Raw genomic sequence first — 21,247 nt, 5'->3', positions numbered from 1 at the left:
AATTCAGAATCTGAATTTCTTACAAACTCTCGTGATTTAGGGATAATTATGCCAGAGAATGAAAAAAAAATACTTTCCGAAAAAGATACTTTTCTTATAGTCGGGGCTGGCCCCTCAGGGCTTTTTACCGCTCGTGCTCTTGAAAAATCGGGGATTCCTAAAAAGAATATTAAGATTTTGGATAAAAACAACTGGATAGGTGGCAAATGTCGTACCTTTACTGATCCGACTAATCCAGAACTCACTACAGGCTATGGTGCAGAATTAATTGCTCATAATTATCAAGTTGTATTAGATGTCATTTTTGAAAAAAAAATACCCATAGAAAGCGTATTACCCACCAAACTCGATTCCATGAATTTTATGAAAGAATTCTACGAGAAAGAGAAATGGGGAAAATTTGTCTTTTCTGCAGAAGTAATCAAGGAATTAGCACTATATGAAAAATACTTGCGCGAGTATGAGTATGCTCGTGATAAGAATCTTCCTCTTCCTGACGACTTTAATTTACCCTTTGAAGAATTTGCAAAACGTAAAGGGTTAACCAAATTAAATGCCTTGTTACGTCCATTAGTCACAGGATTTGGCTATGGAGCCATGCAAGTTTGTCCAACTTATGCCGTTTTTGAATACATGGGACATACCACGATTCCTGCCATGCAATTAATTCCTGGTTTACTGAATCAAGGACCTTTTTATGCCATTCAAGGTGGTTTTCAACGCCTGATGGAAGCAATTGCTGCAGATTATGAAGTTCTAACCGAAGTTACCATCACATCTATTGATAGAAGTAATGGTATAGACATCAACTTTACTCGCAAAAATGAAAAAGAAGAAACGCTCCATGCCGATTATTTAATTTTGGCGCTATCCCCAGTACATTGGAAAAAACTAGGCATGTCGCTTACTCCTACTGAAGAATTAGCGGTGCAACAAGTGAGTTATTACAACTATCCCGTGGCAATCTGCAAATTAACAGGCTATCCACCTCAACACGAATTCTTCGAGCACGGATTACAACCAGAAGGCTTTGGTGATTTGGCGCTGGTTACTACCTGTGATGATCGTCCTGAACCCCAAGACGGTCGTTTATGCACTGGATATATCAATCTTCCCAAAGAGCCTACACAGGAGAAATATAGCTTACCCGACATCTCAAAGTGGAAACACGAATTGCAACAAGTTAATGGCGTCAAAGAAGTTAAGATTCTTGATACTCATACTTGGGATGATTACATGTCCATTCTGCCTTGGGCCCTCCGTTGTCAATTGGTTAAAGAACAATTTAAAAGCGCAACTGGTTACTGTGGCTCTTATCTCTCTTTTGAAGATGTTGGCTGTGTTGCTAATTATGCCACGAAGTTAATTGAGAACAGCTTCATTCCTTTATCAAAACAAAAACTTTATGACAACTCAATAACCACAGAACTACAGCGAATGTATCGCTTATTTAAACTACCACAACATGCACCTGTACATGCCAATAAACCTGTAAATTCAAATAAGCCTGTGAACCCCAATAAAATGGAAGAAGAGACACATCCTCCCGAAGAAGCAACGTATTCATACACTTAATAGACCTGCAAGGCAGTTATTAGTTGACATTCTAATTGCCTTGCACCTAAACATGACTATGGAGTAATCATCATGGCTGAGAAGTTAGAAGTTTTAGTTGTGGGTGCCGGCCCTGTTGGTTTGTTCTGTGCGAATGAATTAACAAGACACGGTCTTCACTGTCGCATCGTAGATAAAAAATCAGGTTTAAGCGACAAATCTAAGGCCTTGGCCATTCATATTCGCTCATTGGATGTACTCGATGATTGTGGTTTTATTGATGAAATTCTTACGCAAGGTCAGCAAATTGATGGAGCCATTTTTAAATCAGGTAAGCAACAGCTTTTCGACATTGATTTTGCCGAGTTAGAAAATTCCACACGCGATTTTTTTATCGACCTGCCACAAGATAAAACTGAAAAAATTTTATATCAAGGTTTAATGAATAAAGGACTCCAGGTTGAATGGGAAACCGGACTTACTGATATTCAACAACATAGTGATGGTGTTACAGCCACATTAAAACGTTCTGATGGCAGTGAAGAAAAAGTGGAAGCCTTTTGGGTTATTGCCTGTGATGGCTCACATAGTACTCTAAGAGCGCTTGTCAATGCACAATTTGTTGGTAATGTTTATCACCAAACTTGGTGGCTTGCTGACCTTCTCATTCATTGGGATTTTCCCATTACCAAATTAGCCATGTTTTCTAGCACCGAAGGCCCTTTGGCTTGCTTCCCCATAGGAGGCCAGCGATATCGAATTGTGATGACTGCCGAGGAAAAAGTTTCTCATGAAGAACCTACCATGGCAGATATTGAGCGAGTTTTTAAAAAACGTTGCCAAGACGAGGCTACTCTTTCTGATCCAATATGGATTAGCCAATTTGGCATTGCTCATCGACAGATTGATAACTATAACTATGGTCACATTTTTTTTGCTGGAGATGCAGCACATGTCCATAGTCCCATGGGCGGACAAGGCCTTAATACTGGAATCCAGGATATATACAACCTGGTGTGGAAATTAGCTCTAGTACAAAAAGGTTTAGCCAAAGCAAACTTATTGACAAGTTATAATAGTGAACGTCATCCAATCGCTACAGCTGTTTTAAAGAAAACCGGGGTAATGACCAGGATGTTTACGTTAAGACAGCCCTTTTTAATTAAATTGCGCAATACCTTCTTAAAGTTTATAACTTCGTTTCATTTTGTTAGAAGATATGTTGTCACCGATTTAGCTGAATTAAACATTTCCTATGCTAAGAGTCTTATTGTCAAAAAACTAGGCAAGAAAACTCATTTTAATGTCGGTGAATTTCCCAGCAATTTTTATTTAACCGAATTACCAACGAAAGAGAAACAATCACTTCGTGAAATTCTTCGTGGTACGATGCATCATTTATTTTTATTTACCGGTATAGACAGTTCAGCCCTCTCTTCAGTATTAAAAATTGCATCCTTGATGAACCAACGTTATCAATCCGTGATGAAAACTCATCTTGTACTCACCGAAGAAAGTGAAATTCCTAGTGCTAACTCTGTCTTTTTCGATGCAGGAAAAATTGTGCACGATCGTTTTGCAATTACTGAAACTACAGCAGTGTTGATAAGACCGGATAAATATATTGGTTTAACACAATGCCCTGTGAATCAAGATGAATTAATTCGCACTTTGGATGAGATTTTTTTACTTAACAAATAATTGCCCACTACCTTTGGAGCATAACAACAATGATGACCTTATTATTTTTTTTCTATTTTATTGTTGGTGTACAAATCGTATTTAAACCCAATCGTTTTATCAAATTGCAATTTTTGTTTTGTTTGTTTTTAACCATGATGTTATTCAACGTTCACAGTCACCTGGTGAGAATTTAAATGACACAAAATAAACTACATAAATTAGGTAACATTCTTGGTTTGATACTCACTTGCATCATTCTTGGATTTGCCTTCTACCAACAATTAATTGACCATTCACTTCCTTGTCCCCTATGTCTTCTACAGAGATTGTGTTTTATTGCAGTCGGCCTATGTCTTTGTATGAATTTGATGAATGGAATTCGAGTGAGCTACTACGGACTCATGTTTTTAGCATCATTACTCGGTCTTGGTATTGCTTTGCGGCAAATATTTCTTCATATTTCCCCGGGTGACTTAGGCTACGGCTCACCGCTTCTGGGATTATATCTTTATACCTGGTCTGCCATTGGCTTCGTAATTATTATAGGATTACTGGCTATTAGCCTCCTTTTTGAAAGAGCTTTTTTTGAACAAAGTTCACCACCAGGACGATTTACTTTTATTTTGACCTGTCTCTTTCTTCTCTTGATTCTTGCGAATGGAATCAGTACATTTCTGGAATGTGGTCCTTTTATATGCAAAGATAATCCCGTTCATTATTATTTATTTGACACTGTGGGTTAACCTTCGTTAGCCACATTGATAACTATAGAGGAAAACAATGCGTGCCTTAATTCTTTTGTCTTTCCTGCTTTGTGCTTTCGGTTCACAAGCAGACACCATGGATCATTACATGAATATTTCCAATTCAATTCCACAAATGGAAATGAAAGCCGATCCGCAAGCGCAAGCGTGGGCAAGATCAGCACGAAATGTTTTAATTATTACAGATGAAAGTATTGCCGAAACCCTTTTACAAGCGAATGAATTGGCCAAATCTCAAGGAAAATCGTTATTTTGTCTCCCACCCGGAACAGCTCTAAACGCGATCACTTTAAATGGGATTATTCTAGAAACCTATCGAACTATTTCAAGCCAACAAAGTGATAAAGATAAAATGACAGTGTCTCAGGTTGCCTGGCTTGGTGTGACCAAGAAATATCCTTGTGAGGGCGATGCTCATGGAAAGCAGATGGAACATATGGGATCGTTGTTAGCGCATTAGACAAAATAGTGTGATGAAATTTAATTAGGTGTAAGTTAAAAGATAATAAATTACACCTAATTATTAGTTATCCAATAAACTCAAGTAGCGTCTAACGGTATTCAAACTGAGGTCCCGCCAAGCTATTCATTACTAAATCTACAGCTCCTCGATAAAGCGAAGATTGCAAATGATCTTTCAAATTAGCTAGAAACTTTTGACAACGCTCCAATGCTTCAGGAGATTTGTCATTCGCTCGAATTTGGTTGACTAAGCCCAGAATTCTTTTAGTAAATTCACTGTCAACTGTTGTAGGTTCCTTGGTTAAAAATCTGTTAAGTAAACCATGACCTCTATACAAATGAGGATTGCGTGCCTCATGAATTGCCTGATCTCTTTCTAAGATTTTTAATTGTGTTTCAGTTGTACCGCGGTTAAATGCAGAGACGCATCTATCAATCACCTCTTCTTTTCCAGAGAAAAGCATATGATCATTATCTTGTTTATACGCCTGCATGATTTTGCCAAGCAATTCTTTTTTGGAAATCGACGCAGTATCCCCAAGATCATCCACTAAAATATAAGCTGCTTTAAAACATTGCACTGCTAAACGCGAGTTTTGTTCCTTTAATGCTAACTCACCCTCGTTGCATAACAAATTAAAATAAATTGCAGAATGCTGTCTGCGAAATTCTTCAGACGTAATATGCACATTGGGTATATTAAATTGCGTTTCATCCCCATAAATAGGAGGCGCAAAAGTATATAGCCTGTGTTTAAATCCAGTTAACGCTTTATGGGCATTGTTAAGTGATTTATGCTCATGGTGATCATCATCAATATAAATGACGATGTCGTCCTCTTTATAACTATCCAGCATAGTATATTGCGCATAAATCTCGCCTTTATTTTCATCCGCAGCCAGTTTGACCCCAGAACTTTCATAGCGCAAGGAAGCGATGTAACGAGTATCTCCATAGTGTGCAACCTCTAGAAAATAATTATCCACAAGCTGTTGTTCTTCTGCGGTATTATCTTCAGGGGCTTGATAATCGTTGTAGGTTTTAACTAACCGGTCATAATATTCTTTGACAGTAGTTTTAGCTATTGTTGAGTCATTTTTACTGGACTCTCTAAATGTAATAAAGATTTCTTGAATTGAGTGGAAATCAATCTCAGTACCCTTCGTCACATTTTGTCCAAGCACTGTTTGGTCAATTAACTTGAAAGACGCTTCTTTTTTCTCACCCGCCTCTTCAAGAGTATCTGTCCAGTTGAGTGCACCATTTTGTATCAAGAAATTCAATTGCTTAATTTGTTTTTCTTTATTCTTATGATCCCTATATTGTTGATAACGCTTACTATACTCTTTAATTTTACCCACATTAGCGATGGCCTCTTCAACAGGTCTCATTAGCGTTGAATACGTTTCACCTAACTTAAGATTGGGAAAATAACCTGACTTTAAAAACATATTATCTTTGGTAGTCAACACCTTTCCTACTCGTATTCCATTTTTTTCCAGGTGCTCAATGAGCTCAACTCTCAGTGCCTTACCAAAATCGGCAGAAACCATATCCATTTTAGTTAAAAAATCAACTTCCTGGACACCAAAACGTTTAAGCTCATCGATAAGCGTTTGATTAAAAACTGCCTTTCCCTCGCGGGTAAGCATTAATGTGTAATCTACATCCAGTAAGTAACGAATTGCCATTCTTAACCTCAATTTAATAATAAAAGTGTCAACTCACTTGCATCGGGCCATGAAAAATACGTGAGTAATTTGTATTATTATTATCCTGTTTGTGTTTGATGCAATCAATGGGTAATGTTACCCATTCTTAGCCGTTGCTATTGGCTTGATTCAAAGGTTTAATGGAACATGGAAACATATTGTCAACTGAGGTCTAACATGGAAAGAGAACGCAAGGAAGAGCCTAGGCCTGTTGAAATCACTCAGAATTCATCAGAAAGTCAAGGAATTATTTCCATGCCTTTTCCATTTTTTTCAGAGCCCAATAATCACACGGTGCTGCAGGCGTTTAAGAAAAAAACGAATGATAAAAGTTCTGTTTTAAAATGGATTGGCGCGGGCTGCTTAGGCGGTGGGGCAATTTTTTTTATGTTAGCGAGTTGTACAATTGGCGCATCTATACTCTTTAGTTTTCAAATTAGTCTTGCCTTAGTAGGATGTGGTTTAGCTTTGATGATAGCCGGAGCAATTCTGCTAACAATGGATAAACTCAAACCCAAACCGGCACCTGACGCAAAACCAAGTTTGACTGTTTAATGCGAGATTACTTCAGCAAGTCAGCGCAACCATTGAGAATTGCGCTAACCTAATTCCACACTCACAATTAACCATTAAATTCTTCAAAAGCTTCCAACGCTTCAGCCGCATACATCAAAGATGGACCGCCGCCCATGTAGACAGCCATGCTTAAGGTTTCCATTAATTCTTCACGAGTAGCCTGTAATTTTACCAACGCTTGAGAATGAAAACCAATACAGCCTGGACAGTGGTTCGCGACTGCAAGAGCCATAGCAATTAATTCTTTTGTTTTTTTGTCGAGAGCACCATCTTTGGTAGCTGCTTGCGCAAGCGAAGAAAATCCTGCCATTACTTCTGGCATTTCTTTCCTCATTTTTGCTAATTGCGTGCTAATGTTCTTGGTTATTTCATTGAACTTCTGAGACATGGCCTACTCCTTGTGATTAATAACAAGCCTAATCTTATATCACGCTTGTATGTTGGTCACAATGCCAACCCACAATTTTTCAGCAATCAGTCATGTCTTTAATAAACCAGGATTACGGATGTAGCGATTCTTGTTATACTCGTACAACTGCTCTATCTCGGTTTTAAATGTTAAAGGAGAGACCGTCCTAGCTAATAATAAGGAATTTAAGATTAGAGATTCGGTAAGGTGGATAAGATGATTTACAACAACTGTACCGATTTAGCGGTTATTTTCCAAATCTGGTACAGTGATTTTTCTTTCTGAATTAAGCAAAAATTTCTGCCAAAAAATTGGCCATTGACTGTAAAGCCCGACGTTCTGCTTTAGCATTATAAATCGTTCCCAATTGCTTATCGTGAGCATGTGGATTGGCAAAAGCATGTTGAGTATGACCATACATGTGGACCTGCCAATCAACATGGGCTTCCGTCATTTCGTGACAAAATTCATTAACTTGCTCAGGTTTTACCATGGGATCATCGTAACCGTGCAAAGCCAGCACTTTGGCTTTAATGGGCTGATTAGGAATGTCTTTGGGCTTATCTAACAATCCATGGAAACTGACTACCCCTTTAAGATCGGCTCCACTTCGTGCCAAATCTAAAGCACAAAGGCCACCGAAGCAAAATCCTATTACAGCAATTCGACTATTATCAACCTCAGACATGCCAAGAACAGCATCGTAAGCTGCACGCATACGAGCACGAAGTAATAAACGATCATTGGCAAGCGGCTCCATTAAAGCCATTTTTTCAGGGGTAATTGTACCAATGCGACCTTGTCCATACATGTCTAATGCAAAACCGACATAACCTAACTCAGCAAGCATTTTTGCTTTTTCGCAAGCAAAATCATTGCGTCCCGACCAATCATGCGCTACTAATACAGCAGGTCGTGGCTGGTCTATGCGTTCATCGTAGGCTAAAAAACCATGTAACTCCTGTTCACCATGATGATATAAGTAGTTTGATGTATCCATTAATAAATCCTTTTTACTATAATGAACTCTAGTCTAAAGTGATATTTGTAAAAGTCCAGTAGCAGTTTAAATTTAGTAATATTGAAAAAATTATTCAAATCATTCGTATCTGGACTAAGCTAAATTTATAAGAATAAATGAGAGGGTGAAGACTATGCTTTCGAATAAGTTGACAGAGTATAGAGACTTAATCCATGCACAACTATGCTATCAAGTCTTTATTACACCACTACACCTCCCTATTGAAAAAGAATACCGAGATTTTGCTCGACGTGCCTGCGAATTTTTTTTAGAAAACCGAACCGACCTGATTCATTGTGAAACCCCAAGACATCACGTCATTCATCGCTTTAAATCTACTAAAAATTCGCAATCTAAAAAAATTCTCATTACGCACGGATGGATGTCACGCGCGGCATATATGGTTCGTTTAATTAATAGCTTAAGCGAGCAAGGTTATGATGTGTATGCCTTAGATTTTCCCGCACACGGTGAAGCAAAAGGTATGCAACTAACGTGGATGGATGCGGTCTTATTGCTAAAACAAATTTTAAACAAATTAGGGCCCTTTTATGGTGTAATTGGCCATTCTTTTGGCGGTTCCATGCTTTTAAATACCCTTAATTTAGCAAGCCAATTTCCTGAGTGGCAACTTGATCATACTCCCGAACGTGCTGTACTCATTGCCTCACCAACTCGTATGCGAATTCCTGTAAGTCGATTAGCAAGACGATTGAAACTAAATCGCCGTGCCTTTTTGTTTTTGCGAGAAATGTTCCAGCAAAATGCTGCTATTGATTTAAAAAACCTTGATTTTCATCATTTTATTGAGCGCTCCACGACTCCTTTTTTGTGTATCCATGGAGAAAAAGATGTCTCCATCACGCCGACAGAATCTATTGTATTTTGCGAACAGTATGATCATAGCTACTTAGCGTTGTTACCCGATGCAGATCATGTGAGTGTCTTAATGGATGAGCGGGTTGAAAAAACAGTATCTCAATTTTTATTTTGATTAGTCTAAGGTTTGGCGATAACGCGAGAATCCGAGAGCCATCACGATGAAAGTGAATAGTGTGATGGGAATCACTTCTCGCCACACCTCAAAAAAACCATTTCCCTTTAATAAAATACCACGCACAATTACTAAAAAATGCGTGAGCGGGAGGATATTGCCTACCCATTGGGCCCAATCTGGCATGCCTCTAAAAGGAAACATAAATCCAGAAAGTAAGATGGAGGGTAAGAAGAAAAACATTGCCCCTTGCACGGCTTGTAACTGATTACTCGCTAAGGTTGAGAAGGTTAATCCTACTGAAAGATTGGCCGCAATAAACGGTAAACATAGAATTAACAAAAGAATAATATTCCCTTCCATAGGAACATTAAACACAAACTTGGCCAATATTATAATCATGAGTACTTGCGCATAGCCAACAATAATATAGGGGATAATCTTACCAACCATTACCTCAAGCGGCTTAAGAGGGGTGGCTAATAAATTTTCCATCGTACCCCGCTCAAACTCGCGCGTTAAGACAAGCGCGGTAATAATAACCATGGTCATCGTCAGCACGACACCCAATAAGCCAGGGACAATATTGTAGGAGGTGATAGCCAATGGGTTGTAAATTGCATGGACAACCGGTTGATATGGGGGTGAACTCGGTGACAAGTTCTTAAGTGTACCCACTAATTCTTCATTCAAAACTGACGACGCCAATTCAGTAAAAACATTAAGAGCACGACTTGTAGCAGCCGGATCGGTTGCATCCGCTTCAAGCAATAATGAAGGCTTTAATCCCTTCACCAGATCATGAGAAAAGTTTGGTGGGAAATTAACTATAAATTGAACTTTACCTCGTTTTAATAAATCCCTTGCTTCTTCTTCTGTCGAGGAAGGCGCTATAAAATGAAAATAGCTTGAATTCTCCATCCCCACCAAAATTCGCCGCCCCATGTCACTTAAATCAGGATTAACAATCGCTGTAGGTAAATTGCGGGGATTCGTATTAATGGCAAAACCAAACAAACAAAGTTGAATCAGAGGAATACCAATGATCATGGCAAACGTAGCTCTGTCGCGACGCATTTGAATAAATTCTTTAACAATGACCGCACTTAACCGTGCAAAAGAAAAAATTTTCAATCCATCGCTCCATGCGTTTTCTTAACAAGACTAATAAAAGCATCTTCCAAGGTTGAATCAATAGCTTGCCAACTGATTGGATATTTTTTTGCTAAACGTTCCAGCTGTGGTTCAATTTTTGCAGGCTCATAACCACAAATATGAATTTTATTACCAAATAAAGCGGCTTGGGAAACACCTTGTAATAGTTTTGTTTGCTGTAATAAAGAAGTGGTTACTTCTCCTGTAACTTCCCAAGTAAATAGGCCCGTTTTAGCAATGACATCCTTCACCGTTCCCGTCACAAGCAAATTACCATAAGCAAGATAGGCCAAGGACGTACATCGTTCAGCTTCATCCATATAGTGAGTGGATACAAGTGTAGTAATCCCTTGCTCACTTAACGCATGAATCTTGTCCCAAAATTCGCGACGTGCGATAGGATCGACACCCGCGGTGGGTTCATCTAAAAGCAATAAAGCTGGCTCATGCAGTAAACTGGCAGCCAACGCTACTCTCTGTTTCCAACCACCAGAGAGATCTCCTGTTAACTGTCGACGTCTATCTTCTAAACCTAAATCCTCTAACGCTTTCTCTACCCGTTCTTTTCTGTTATCCAGATTGTAGACGCGAGCAATGAAATTTAAATTTTCCTCAATGCTCAAATCAGTATAAAAACTGAATTTTTGTGTCATGTAACCGACGTGTTGTTTAATTTTTTCAGACTCTGTCAGAATATCATAGCCTAAGCAAGTACCCTGTCCGGCATCAGGAGTTAAAAGCCCGCACAGCATACGAATGGTGGTAGTTTTTCCACTACCGTTGGGGCCTAAAAAGCCAAAGACATCACCCTTTTCCACACGCAAGGCAATATCATTAACAACAACTTTATCATCAAATAATTTGCGTAAACCACTGACATCAATGACCGCTTCGTTCATGGTATCAATACCGTTACTGGCTGGCCGGGTTTGAATTTTTCAGGTTGGTCAATACGAGCCTTAATTCTAAACACCAATTTATCATTGTTTTCACGGCTGAATACGAGTGGAGGAACATACTCTGCTTCAGGTGAAATATAGTTAATCACTGCCGTACCTCGCGAAGAGCAACCAAAACAAAGGAATTGAATTCTTTGACCACGCTTCAGACGCGGTAAAATATCTACAGGTACAAAAAATTGAATTCTTACATACTGAGGTGGTAATAAAGATAAAACAGCTTGCTCATTGGCAACAAATTCACCCACCTGAAAGTAAGTATCGAAAATATAGCCTGCTGCAGGAGCATACATTCTTTTTTGATTGAGTTGCCATTGAGCCTCTTTTAATCGTGCCGTCAATGAAATGACTTGAGCTTGTTGTGCCTTAACTTGCTCATTCCGGCTTCCAAGTCTTGCCAATTGTAAATTAGATTCATATTGTATTTTTAACTGTTGTAGCTCTTTATACCTTGCAATTGCTGCATCGACTGAGTCTTTATCGATTGCCTGTTTAGCATACAAGGTTTGCATACGACGTACGCGTATTTCAGCAAGCTTTAATCTAGCTTCAGTTTGTTCTATCTGAGCTTTAATGGCTTCAATTTCAGGTGTTCGGCGTGGTTGCTCTAAATCATTTAATGTTTTTTGAGCTTGAACTAAATCTGCTTCATATTGTTTAACCACGAGTATCTGGGGATCTTCGTCCAGTTGAAACAAGATTTGTCCTTTTTTGACTTGATCACCGCGATGAACAAACAATTGTTTTAAAATACCTGAATTAGGTGAAGCAAGATAGATATTTTCACCCTCAACATAGCCTTGATACTGTTTAGGCGACCGATCACATGCGCTTAACAGCACCATTGCACAAAGAAAAAGTGTCAGGAGTCCTATTTTCATACCAACTTACTATTCCTAATTGATAATTTAGTATAATGAAAGCCCCTTAGTATTTCAGCTAATCTTTTAGATTACTCAGTTTTTTTCATCACAAACTATGCTCGATAAATCAATTAGATAACAAAAAATAAAAGCCGTACCTTTACTAATCAGAAATCAATGCATTGATTCTCTTAATTTTAGCTTGCAAAGCTAACGCTTACAGCTAAAGTAATTAGAACGATTGTTTTGCTTGTCGCTATAACCTTTCATATTATTATGAAAACAATGAAAAAGGGGCATCCATGAAATTTGATTTACTTGTTTTAGGTGGTGGTAGTGGTGGTATAGCCAGTGCAGTTCGTGCTGCACGTCATGGAGCCAATGTTGCAGTTATTGAAGAAAAACATTTAGGAGGTACTTGCGTAAACTTAGGCTGTGTTCCCAAAAAAGTAATGTTTAACGCCTCTATGGTTGCCGAAATATTGCGCAAATCACCTGATTATGGTTTTCATCCCACTGAGGTCCAGTTGGATTGGCAAACATTAGTTTGTAAACGTAATGCCTACATTGAGAGATTACGAGAAATCTATGCTAAACGCTTTACTGAATATAAAATGACTTATTTACATGGGAAAGGGGTTTTTGTTGATGCCCACACCATTGATGTCAATGGAAAACAATTTAAAGCCGATCACATTATTATTGCCACAGGTGGCGAACCTATTTTACCCAATGATCTGTTAGGTGTTGAATACGCTATTGATTCAGATGGTTTCTTCTCACTAGCTAGCAGACCTAACAAAGTAGCAATTATAGGGAGTGGCTATATTGGTGTAGAATTAGCGGGTCTTTTACATGGATTAGGTGCTGAAACCCATTTATTAATTCGAGGCGAGCGTCCACTTTCTCGGTTTGATTCCATGCTAGGAGACACATTATTAGAGATTATGCGTGAACAAGGTATATCCGTTCATCTTAATCACTGTGCTCACAGCATTACTTTACAAGAGGATGGCCGCAAAATCGTTAAGTGCCAAAGCGGAGCGCTTCTGCCTGATCTTGATACTGTAATTGCTGCAGTAGGAAGAGCGCCGCGCACCTTTAATCTAAATCTTGATGCAGCAGGTATTAGTAAAGATGCCCATGGCTTAATTACCGTCGATCGCTACCAAAATACCTCGACGCCAGGTATTTATGCCATTGGCGATGTGACAGGCGCCCCAGCTTTAACACCTGTTGCTATTGCTGCTGGGCGTCGACTTTCAGATCGTCTTTTCGGTGGTCAAAAAGATGCCCATTTAAATTATGAAAATATTTGTTCAGTCATTTTTAGTCATCCCCCGATTGGCACTGTCGGTTTGAGTGAAGAAGAAGCGATTAGCAAGTTTGGCAAGGATGAGGTCAAAATTTATCAGACTCGCTTTAATCCGATGTTTGATGCACTAAGCGACGTTAAAACGCCAACTGCTATGAAATTAGTAACAATCGGTCAAGATGAAAAAATTGTTGGCCTGCATGTTATCGGTTACGGAGCGGATGAAATGCTGCAAGGCTTTGGCGTTGCTGTTAAAATGGGCGCTTTAAAACGTGATTTTGATAATACTGTTGCTATTCATCCAACTAGCGCAGAAGAATTGGTAACTATGGTATAAAAATGTCTCCCATTCGTACTTTTGAAAACAAACACCCTCATTTGGGTGAAAGAGTGTATATTGATCCCCAGGCAACCGTCATTGGTAATGTTCATCTTGGCAATGATGTATCCATTTGGCCAATGGCAGTTGTTCGTGGTGATGTTAACTATATAAGAATTGGTAACTCTTGTAATATTCAAGATGGGGCTATTTTACACGTCACTCATGACGGTCCTTATACACCTGGTGGCAAACCACTTATCCTCGGGGAAGGTATAACAATTGGTCATAAAGTTGTTTTACATGCCTGCAGCATAGAAGATTTTTGCCTAGTGGGAATGGGAGCGCTAATTTTGGATGGGGTTTATATAGAACATCATGTAATGCTTGCTGCAGGCAGCGTGGTGCCTCCTGGCAAACGTTTACAAAGCGGTTATTTATATCTCGGGAATCCGGCCAAAGCAATAAGACTGCTCACCTCTGATGAATTGGCGAATCTTGAATACTCTGCTAACCACTATGTGAATTTAAAAAATAAATACCTAATCCTTTAAATAAACTCATATGTCTTAGTATAACTTTGGAGAATACGACGAGCTTTCAGTGTTATTGGATTCTACTATTTGAGAGCTTTCTTTCTCTTTTGTCGAAACTGACGTAAATCCGATACATCTTAATGCGTCTGGCGCGGGTGGGGTGCTGCGCCATAGAGCGGCTTTAGGAGATTTTGGCATTGACGACAATTGCCTACCCTCTTCGCCTGTATTAACTACGTCCTGATTCTGAATTTCTGACTGCAACTCCACAACCGTGACATCTTCAATCTTTGGACTATAAATAGGTCCTAACACTCTCAATTTGAACACCAATACAAAAGCCTTCCAATAGGTTAATTCTTCATAGCCATGTTGATCAGGTTTTTGCAACGTTGCCTGATATTTCTCAGGAGATAACACCTGGATACAGCTTATATTCGAACGAAAATAAATCTTTCCATCGGCACCATTAATTAACATTGGCTGCGTTTGCGGTTTTTGGTAATCAACCTCAGGAAGGAAGCAAAGACCACCATAATCAGGGGTTTCTGGTTTAATGCCATTTTGTATTAACCGAGTAATATCGCCTAGCGAATTTGTCATCCCATTGACGAGCATGTTGCTATTCTCAGCATTGTTTTGATTAAAATAAGTTCCATCACCATAAGCTTGATCATCTTCAGAGTACATCCTAAAGGCATCCTTTTCAGTAGTTGAGGGCTGGTGAGGATTAATTACTTCGACACTACGTATGTTATCTTCATTATGCATATTGTTAATAAGAATACTGCCCCAAGTGCCGAATTTCTCTGGCATCGTTTTACGTAATAAGCCTATACGATTTAAATGACCAGCTGCATAATGATCAGAGTAAAAGTGCATAGTAAATAAATCCTGACTCACCGCTAATGCATGAAATCGATGAGCTAATTCGTAATAAATTTTTGAATTGGAATCATCCGCTGTAAATCCGTAGGCTTTTGGATCGGATTTAATAAGCTGAAGAATATTTTCTAGCTCACCATGTAGGGTTTCATTAGCAGGCTCAGTACTTTCTCCTGCAGCGATCTTTCTGCAAACATGAGCCAACTCTGCATTATGCAAGGCAGAATGATGACCAACAGTATAAGCTCTTGCCGACCATGGAGAAAAATGAGCTTCATTTTGAGTTAATTTTGCACTATACCCTTTGACAGTCAGCGCATAAACTAATTGTTGAAAAATACTATTCAGTGAGTTGAAAAACGGAATATAGGTAGTCTTTTCAATGTTATAAATTTTTTCGACATCTGATTTTTTAACGTCTGGGGACGCTAAATCACTATAAGCTTCATGAAATGCTCTTGTTTCTTTTGGATCAACTCTCTGATTAAATAAATCAATAGTACCAGCAATTTCATTACTGGTGGTTTGAGGAATATTTAATCTTAAGCCCCAGCCTGCTTTTGTATAATAGTCACCTGCTAAAGCAACAATATCACCCGCTGTGAGTTCAAGAGCCAATGGTACTGGAACCCCATTAACTTGTCGCATCATGGTCACAATTAACTCATCACCTTTGAGCGGGAACCATTTTTTACTTCCTTTAAGATAAGGATTATCTAATGTTTCAATGCGTATCTGGTCGCCAGCTTGTTTGTGCTCTTTAGTTTCCATAGATGCGTATAAAAAAAACTGAAATTAAGCGAGATTTTATCTGAAAAAAATTAAGACAAAATTAATAGGTGCTTCTTTTTTAATCCTCACGCTGCAAAACTCTCGATTTAGTATTCATTAAAATTTTAGATATCCCTTATATGAATAATCAATTTTTACTCAATTCACCAAGAATATATTATACATGTTGAACATATTTTATTCAGATATCAAACAGAGCCTGCTATGCGACAAAAAAATGAAACCGAAAAAGAAGTTAAGAAGAAATTCGTAACTTCAATTAGACCTTCTCTATTTAGGGCAGAAAAAAATAGCGAGAAAGATTCTTTTGAAAATTTTCTTAAAGAACATGCAGACAAATCCATAAATGCAAAATTCCTATTGGGTAGAACAAAGTTTTACAATTTAGAAGCATTCGAAGGAAGATTTATCAAAGATCTTCCTCTATTAAAGGAAATCATTACCGCAGAGGTTAATCGTTCGGAAGGAACATTTGTGTTTTATAACGGAAGCTCCAGTGCGGTGAAATTTTTTCGAATGGTGACAAGTGTTATTCACCGACTAGACGATTTACATACAGATAAAGAGCGTGCAAAAACAAATATGGTGATAGGCTGTCTGAAAAAAAAATCTTTTCCACCGCAAAGATTTTTTGACAAAACCTTAGATAGAATGAAATCTTATCATCCTTTCAATTCTAATTATTTTGCCTCAGCGATAAAAGAATTTGATCATGAGGATAACATACGTAAACATCTTTTATGCGCCTCGATACTTTTGCATGATGGTTACTTTGGTGAAACAAGCTGGCTTTTATTTCAAAAAAATAAAAGCATGTCGGTAATGAATGAAGAAAATTTTCTTGGTACCGTTTTAGATGAATTGTGCAAGAAAAAGAAACTGGAGCATTTTCCAATAGAAGAACTAGTAAAATTATATTCGAGTTATAAACAAATTTTACAAGCTCAACTCCTACAGATTTTTATTAATCAAAATGCTTTTAACGACTTAGGTTATTACTGCTACGCTGGTGGAACACCTTTAGCCGCAGATAGTGCTGCCTTTTTAAGTGAACTCTTCGTGCAGTTAGCAAGCCAAAATTCTGATAACTGGCAAAGTGCGCTTAAGGAAAAATTCGTCCAAGGTTTTAAAGAAAATAAACTTCATCCTCTAGTCGATAGTGACCCTTCCAGTAATTTAACGGAAGAATGGCTGTGCGCATTACAAGTTCGTTTTGTAGCTACCAATCCAGACTTTTATAATTCTGAAGCAGTGACTATAAATGAGTTCTATAGAACAGATGAAGCTTACCATACCACTAAGAGACTAAAGAAAGAATTAGAAACACTTATTTCTTCATATTTTGCTGAAAAAGCAGATGAGCAAACTATACAACCTTTGTAGGCTGGATTTAGAAAATCATTGCGAATTGCCGGATTATATCATCTCAGTTGGAGTCAATGACCGGTATTTGCGAGTACTTGCAGTCATGTGTGAGAGTCTAGATTGAACTCTTAATGGATAATCAGATGCAATACTTCGCATTGTTCCCAAAACAACATTCAAACGATTCAAAAAGCACAAATAAAAAAAGCGGCACAAAGGCCGCTTTGGAATAAAGCCCTGGCAATGACCTACTTTCGCATGAGGACACCTCACACTATCATCGGCGCGGGTCTGTTTCACTTCTGAGTTCGAGATGGAGTCAGGTGGTTCCAGACCGCTATGGTCGCCAGGAAAACTGGTTATCCTAAACTGGGGTTGACAGGATTAACTGTCTTGCCAGTCAGGCTGGTAAAGAAGTAAGGGTAACACAAGTTGCCTTTCGGCTCTAATCTTTTGTTGCCATATTCCGAAGCAATTCAGGTTATATGGTCAAGACAATCAGCCAATTAGTACGAGTTAGCTTCACACATTACTGCGCTTCCACACCTCGCCTATCAACGTCGTAGTCTTCAACGGGCTTCATGGGAAAACTCATCTTGAGGGAGGCTTCCCGCTTAGATGCTTTCAGCGGTTATCCCGTCCGAACTTAGCTACCCGGCAATGCAACTGGCGTCACAACCGGTACACCAGAGGTTCGTCCACTCCGGTCCTCTCGTACTAGGAGCAGCTCCTCTCAATTTTCCTACGCCCACGGCAGATAGGGACCGAACTGTCTCACGACGTTCTAAACCCAGCTCGCGTACCACTTTAAATGGCGAACAGCCATACCCTTGGGACCTGCTTCAGCCCCAGGATGTGATGAGCCGACATCGAGGTGCCAAACACCGCCGTCGATATGAACTCTTGGGCGGTATCAGCCTGTTATCCCCGGAGTACCTTTTATCCGTTGAGCGATGGCCCTTCCATTCAGAACCACCGGATCACTAAGACCTACTTTCGTACCTGCTCGAGCCGTCACTCTCGCAGTCAAGCACCCTTTTGCCTTTACACTCTTGGTACGATGTCCGACCGTACCGAGGGTACCTTTGTGCTCCTCCGTTACTCTTTGGGAGGAGACCGCCCCAGTCAAACTACCCACCATACACTGTCCTCAACCAGGATTACTGGCCCAAGTTAGAACCTCAATAATAACAGGGTGGTATTTCAAGGTCGGCTCCATGCGAACTGGCGTCCGCACTTCATAGCCTCCCACCTATCCTACACAGTTATCATCAAAGTCCAGTGCAAAGCTGTAGTAAAGGTTCACGGGGTCTTTCCGTCTAGCCGCGGGTACACTGCATCTTCACAGCGATTTCAATTTCACTGAGTCTCGGGTGGAGACAGCGTGGCCATCGTTACGCCATTCGTGCAGGTCGGAACTTACCCGACAAGGAATTTCGCTACCTTAGGACCGTTATAGTTACGGCCGCCGTTTACCGGGGCTTCGATCAAGAGCTTCTCCGAAGATAACCCCATCAATTAACCTTCCGGCACCGGGCAGGCGTCACACCCTATACGTCTTCTTTCGAATTTGCAGAGTGCTGTGTTTTTAATAAACAGTCGCAGCCACCTGGTCTCTGCGGCCCTCACCAGCTTCGTTTAGCAAGTAAACTAACCAGCAAGGGCGTACCTTCTCCCGAAGTTACGGTACCATTTTGCCTAGTTCCTTCACCCGAGTTCTCTCAAGCGCCTTAGTATTCTCTACTTGTCCACCTGTGTCGGTTTGCGGTACGGTTCTCTATAAGTTATGGCTAGCAGCTTTTCCTGGAAGCTTGGCATCAATGACTTCCCTGCACCCCGTAGGGTCAGGACCACTCGGCACCTCTGCGTATCGAGAAACCGGATTTGCCAGGTCTCTCCGCCTACATGCCAGTACCGGGACTACCAACGCCCGGCTCACCTAGCCTTCTTCGTCCCCACATCACCACTTATAGAAAGTCCAGGAATATTAACCTGGTTCCCATCGACTACGCTCTTCAGCCTCGCCTTAGGGGCCGACTCACCCTGCTCCGATTAACGTCGTGCAGGAAACCTGGGACTTCCGGCGAGAGGGTTTTTCACCCTCTTTATCGTTACTCATGTCAGCATTCGCACTTCTGATACCTCCAGCCCACTTCTCAATGAACCTTCATCAGCCTACAGAACGCTCCCCTACCACGTGCACTTAGTGCACATCCGCAGCTTCGGTGTATAGTTTTAGCCCCGTTACATCTTCCGCGCAGGCCGACTCGACCAGTGAGCTATTACGCTTTCTTTAAAGGATGGCTGCTTCTAAGCCAACCTCCTGGCTGTCTATGCCTTCCCACATCGTTTCCCACTTAACTATAACTTCGGGACCTTAGCTGGCGGTCTGGGTTGTTTCCCTCTTCACGACGGACGTTAGCACCCGCCGTGTGTCTCCCGTGATTCAATTTGCCGGTATTCGGAGTTTGCATCGGTTTGGTAAGCCATGACAGCCCCCTAGCCGAAACAGTGCTCTACCCCCAGTAATCATTCACGAGGCGCCACCTAAATAGCTTTCGGGGAGAACCAGCTATCTCCGGGCTTGATTAGCCTTTCACTCCTAGCCACACGTCATCCGATAATTTTTCAACATTACCCGGTTCGGACCTCCAGTTGGTGTTACCCAACCTTCATCCTGCACATGGCTAGATCGCCCGGTTTCGGGTCTACTCACAGCGACTCTCGCCCTTTTAAGACTCGATTTCTCTACGGCTTCCTTATTCAGTTAACCTCGCCACTGAAAGTAACTCGCTGACCCATTATACAAAAGGTACGCAGTCACACAGCCTAAGCTATGCTCCCACTGCTTGTACGCAAACGGTTTCAGGTTCTATTTCACTCCCCTCTCCGGGGTTCTTTTCGCCTTTCCCTCACGGTACTGGTTCACTATCGGTCAGTAAGGAGTATTTAGCCTTGGATGATGGTCCACCCATCTTCAACCAGGATTTCACGTGTCCCGGCCTACTTGTTCGCATGCCTAGTTCTTCAATACTATGTCGTATACGGGACTTTCACCCCCTACGGTCAGCCTTCCCAAACTGTTCTACTTCTAGTATCGATAAATCATGCCAGGCTCTTCCCCGTTCGCTCGCCGCTACTTAGAGAATCTCAATTGATTTCTTTTCCTTCGGGTACTTAGATGTTTCAGTTCCCCGAGTTCGCCTCTGTAACCTATGTATTCAGCCACAGATAACCTACTCTCGTAAGTTGGGTTCCCCCATTCGGACATCTCTGGATCAACGCACGTTTCCAACTCCCCAGAGCTTTTCGCAGGATTCCACGTCCTTCTTCGCCTCTTACTGCCAAGGCATCCACCGTTTGCGCTTCTCTTCTTGACCATATAACCTGAGTTTCCTCAGATTATTTCCGACAAAAGATTAATACTAATTCGCTTGTGTTTACCCTTTCTTCTTTACCAAATTGTTAATGAACGTCCGGATTAACCAGATTAAAGTAATCTCTATAAAATCACTTTGATCTAATCCATCCTACAGAAACGTTGGTGGAGCCGGGGAGGATCGAACTCCCGACCCCCTGCGTGCAAGGCAGGTGCTCTCCCAGCTGAGCTACGACCCCATTTTTTGACGGCGATATTTTACTTTACTCAGCGTTATGTCGATTCTTTCGCTCAGTCACATACTCGCGTATGCTCTTTCGCTCTTTCATCAACATGCCTCGATTAAAGTAAAATCTCTTGCAAAAACCTCTTTGCCATCTTCTTTGTAAACGCTTGGAATACAACAAAAATTTGTCAAAATTATTAGACAACCCTTGGTAATTATCCAACCATGCTTGGTAGCCTCGCTCCCTCGCATCAGAGTCTCTAGTCGCTTCTGTTCTT

At 40.4% G+C, this 21,247-nt stretch carries 17 protein-coding genes, 1 tRNA gene and 2 rRNA genes; 10 read left to right on the top strand and 10 right to left on the bottom strand.

The window, feature by feature from the left end; translation table 11 throughout:
• The first annotated feature begins 48 nt into the window (after positions 1-48).
• The 5 genes from LHA_RS02255 (at position 49) to LHA_RS02240 (ending at position 4,461) form a co-directional block, all read left to right on the top strand.
• The gene (locus LHA_RS02255) at positions 49-1,575 is read left to right on the top strand and encodes an NAD(P)-binding protein (protein WP_052673556.1); all 1,527 of its coding nucleotides are present in this window, start codon (positions 49-51) and stop codon (positions 1,573-1,575) included.
• A 72-nt stretch (positions 1,576-1,647) separates the two neighbouring features.
• Positions 1,648-3,255: an FAD-dependent oxidoreductase gene (locus LHA_RS02250; RefSeq protein WP_045105100.1), complete on the top strand. Its 1,608-nt coding sequence runs from the start codon at positions 1,648-1,650 to the stop codon at positions 3,253-3,255.
• 29 nt (positions 3,256-3,284) lie between these two features.
• Positions 3,285-3,431, top strand: coding sequence for a DUF5993 family protein (locus LHA_RS17625; protein WP_370447937.1), 147 nt, complete (start codon positions 3,285-3,287; stop codon positions 3,429-3,431).
• Positions 3,432-3,980, top strand: a complete 549-nt coding sequence (locus tag LHA_RS02245) for a disulfide bond formation protein B (RefSeq protein ID WP_045105099.1) — start codon at positions 3,432-3,434, stop codon at positions 3,978-3,980.
• Between the two features lie 37 nt (positions 3,981-4,017).
• Positions 4,018-4,461, top strand: a complete 444-nt coding sequence (locus LHA_RS02240; protein WP_045105098.1) for a hypothetical protein — start codon at positions 4,018-4,020, stop codon at positions 4,459-4,461.
• 91 nt (positions 4,462-4,552) lie between these two features.
• Here the strand turns inward: LHA_RS02240 and LHA_RS02235 are convergent, their stop codons facing one another.
• On the bottom strand, positions 4,553-6,154 hold the full coding sequence (locus LHA_RS02235; protein ID WP_045105097.1) for a hypothetical protein: 1,602 nt from the start codon (positions 6,152-6,154) through the stop codon (positions 4,553-4,555).
• 198 nt (positions 6,155-6,352) lie between these two features.
• Between LHA_RS02235 and LHA_RS02230 the strand changes: the two genes are divergently transcribed.
• On the top strand, positions 6,353-6,730 hold the full coding sequence (locus LHA_RS02230) for a hypothetical protein (RefSeq protein ID WP_045105096.1): 378 nt from the start codon (positions 6,353-6,355) through the stop codon (positions 6,728-6,730).
• Positions 6,731-6,797: 67 nt separating this feature from the next.
• Here LHA_RS02230 and LHA_RS02225 read toward each other — a convergent pair whose 3' ends face one another.
• Both LHA_RS02225 and LHA_RS02220 read right to left on the bottom strand, forming a co-directional pair.
• Positions 6,798-7,139 carry a carboxymuconolactone decarboxylase family protein gene (locus LHA_RS02225; protein ID WP_045105095.1) on the bottom strand — a complete coding sequence of 114 codons (342 nt, stop codon included), beginning with the start codon at positions 7,137-7,139 and terminating at the stop codon, positions 6,798-6,800.
• A 307-nt stretch (positions 7,140-7,446) separates the two neighbouring features.
• Positions 7,447-8,160: a dienelactone hydrolase family protein gene (locus LHA_RS02220; RefSeq protein WP_045105094.1), complete on the bottom strand. Its 714-nt coding sequence runs from the start codon at positions 8,158-8,160 to the stop codon at positions 7,447-7,449.
• A gap of 154 nt (positions 8,161-8,314) precedes the next feature.
• On the opposite strand from LHA_RS02220, the gene LHA_RS02215 reads away from it, so the two are divergent.
• Positions 8,315-9,175, top strand: coding sequence for an alpha/beta hydrolase (locus tag LHA_RS02215; protein WP_045105093.1), 861 nt, complete (start codon positions 8,315-8,317; stop codon positions 9,173-9,175).
• Here LHA_RS02215 and LHA_RS02210 read toward each other — a convergent pair whose 3' ends face one another.
• The 3 genes from LHA_RS02210 to LHA_RS02200 are packed head-to-tail and all read right to left on the bottom strand — an operon-like array spanning position 9,176 to position 12,170.
• Positions 9,176-10,309 carry an ABC transporter permease gene (locus LHA_RS02210; protein ID WP_045105092.1) on the bottom strand — a complete coding sequence of 378 codons (1,134 nt, stop codon included), beginning with the start codon at positions 10,307-10,309 and terminating at the stop codon, positions 9,176-9,178.
• Complete coding sequence (locus LHA_RS02205; protein WP_045105091.1) at positions 10,306-11,229, bottom strand: ABC transporter ATP-binding protein; 924 nt, start codon at positions 11,227-11,229, stop codon at positions 10,306-10,308. The genes LHA_RS02210 and LHA_RS02205 overlap by 4 nt, the downstream gene beginning before the upstream one ends.
• On the bottom strand, positions 11,226-12,170 hold the full coding sequence (locus tag LHA_RS02200; protein ID WP_045105090.1) for an HlyD family secretion protein: 945 nt from the start codon (positions 12,168-12,170) through the stop codon (positions 11,226-11,228). The genes LHA_RS02205 and LHA_RS02200 overlap by 4 nt, the downstream gene beginning before the upstream one ends.
• 284 nt (positions 12,171-12,454) lie before the next feature.
• Here LHA_RS02200 and gorA point away from each other — a divergent pair, with 284 nt between their 5' ends.
• Positions 12,455-13,804 (top strand): glutathione-disulfide reductase, encoded by a 1,350-nt coding sequence (gene gorA / locus LHA_RS02195; RefSeq protein ID WP_045105089.1) that lies wholly within the window; start codon positions 12,455-12,457, stop codon positions 13,802-13,804.
• A gap of 2 nt (positions 13,805-13,806) precedes the next feature.
• Positions 13,807-14,340, top strand: coding sequence for a gamma carbonic anhydrase family protein (locus LHA_RS02190; protein ID WP_045105088.1), 534 nt, complete (start codon positions 13,807-13,809; stop codon positions 14,338-14,340).
• Positions 14,341-14,355: 15 nt separating this feature from the next.
• Here LHA_RS02190 and LHA_RS02185 read toward each other — a convergent pair whose 3' ends face one another.
• The gene (locus LHA_RS02185; RefSeq protein ID WP_052673555.1) at positions 14,356-15,978 is read right to left on the bottom strand and encodes a hypothetical protein; all 1,623 of its coding nucleotides are present in this window, start codon (positions 15,976-15,978) and stop codon (positions 14,356-14,358) included.
• Between the two features lie 225 nt (positions 15,979-16,203).
• Here LHA_RS02185 and LHA_RS02180 point away from each other — a divergent pair, with 225 nt between their 5' ends.
• The gene (locus tag LHA_RS02180; RefSeq protein WP_045105087.1) at positions 16,204-17,382 is read left to right on the top strand and encodes a hypothetical protein; all 1,179 of its coding nucleotides are present in this window, start codon (positions 16,204-16,206) and stop codon (positions 17,380-17,382) included.
• Positions 17,383-17,599: 217 nt separating this feature from the next.
• On the opposite strand, the gene rrf is transcribed toward LHA_RS02180, so the two are convergent.
• From rrf to LHA_RS02165, 3 genes are all read right to left on the bottom strand, one after another.
• Positions 17,600-17,715 (bottom strand): 5S ribosomal RNA (rrf, locus tag LHA_RS02175).
• Between the two features lie 134 nt (positions 17,716-17,849).
• Positions 17,850-20,744 (bottom strand): 23S ribosomal RNA (locus LHA_RS02170).
• A 162-nt stretch (positions 20,745-20,906) separates the two neighbouring features.
• Positions 20,907-20,982: transfer RNA gene (locus LHA_RS02165), tRNA-Ala, on the bottom strand.
• Positions 20,983-21,247 lie beyond the last annotated feature (265 nt).

It is taken from the genome of Legionella hackeliae, assembly GCF_000953655.1.
GTDB classification, from domain to species: Bacteria; Pseudomonadota; Gammaproteobacteria; order Legionellales; family Legionellaceae; genus Tatlockia; species Tatlockia hackeliae.
This window is presented reverse-complemented; position numbering and strand designations above follow the sequence as displayed.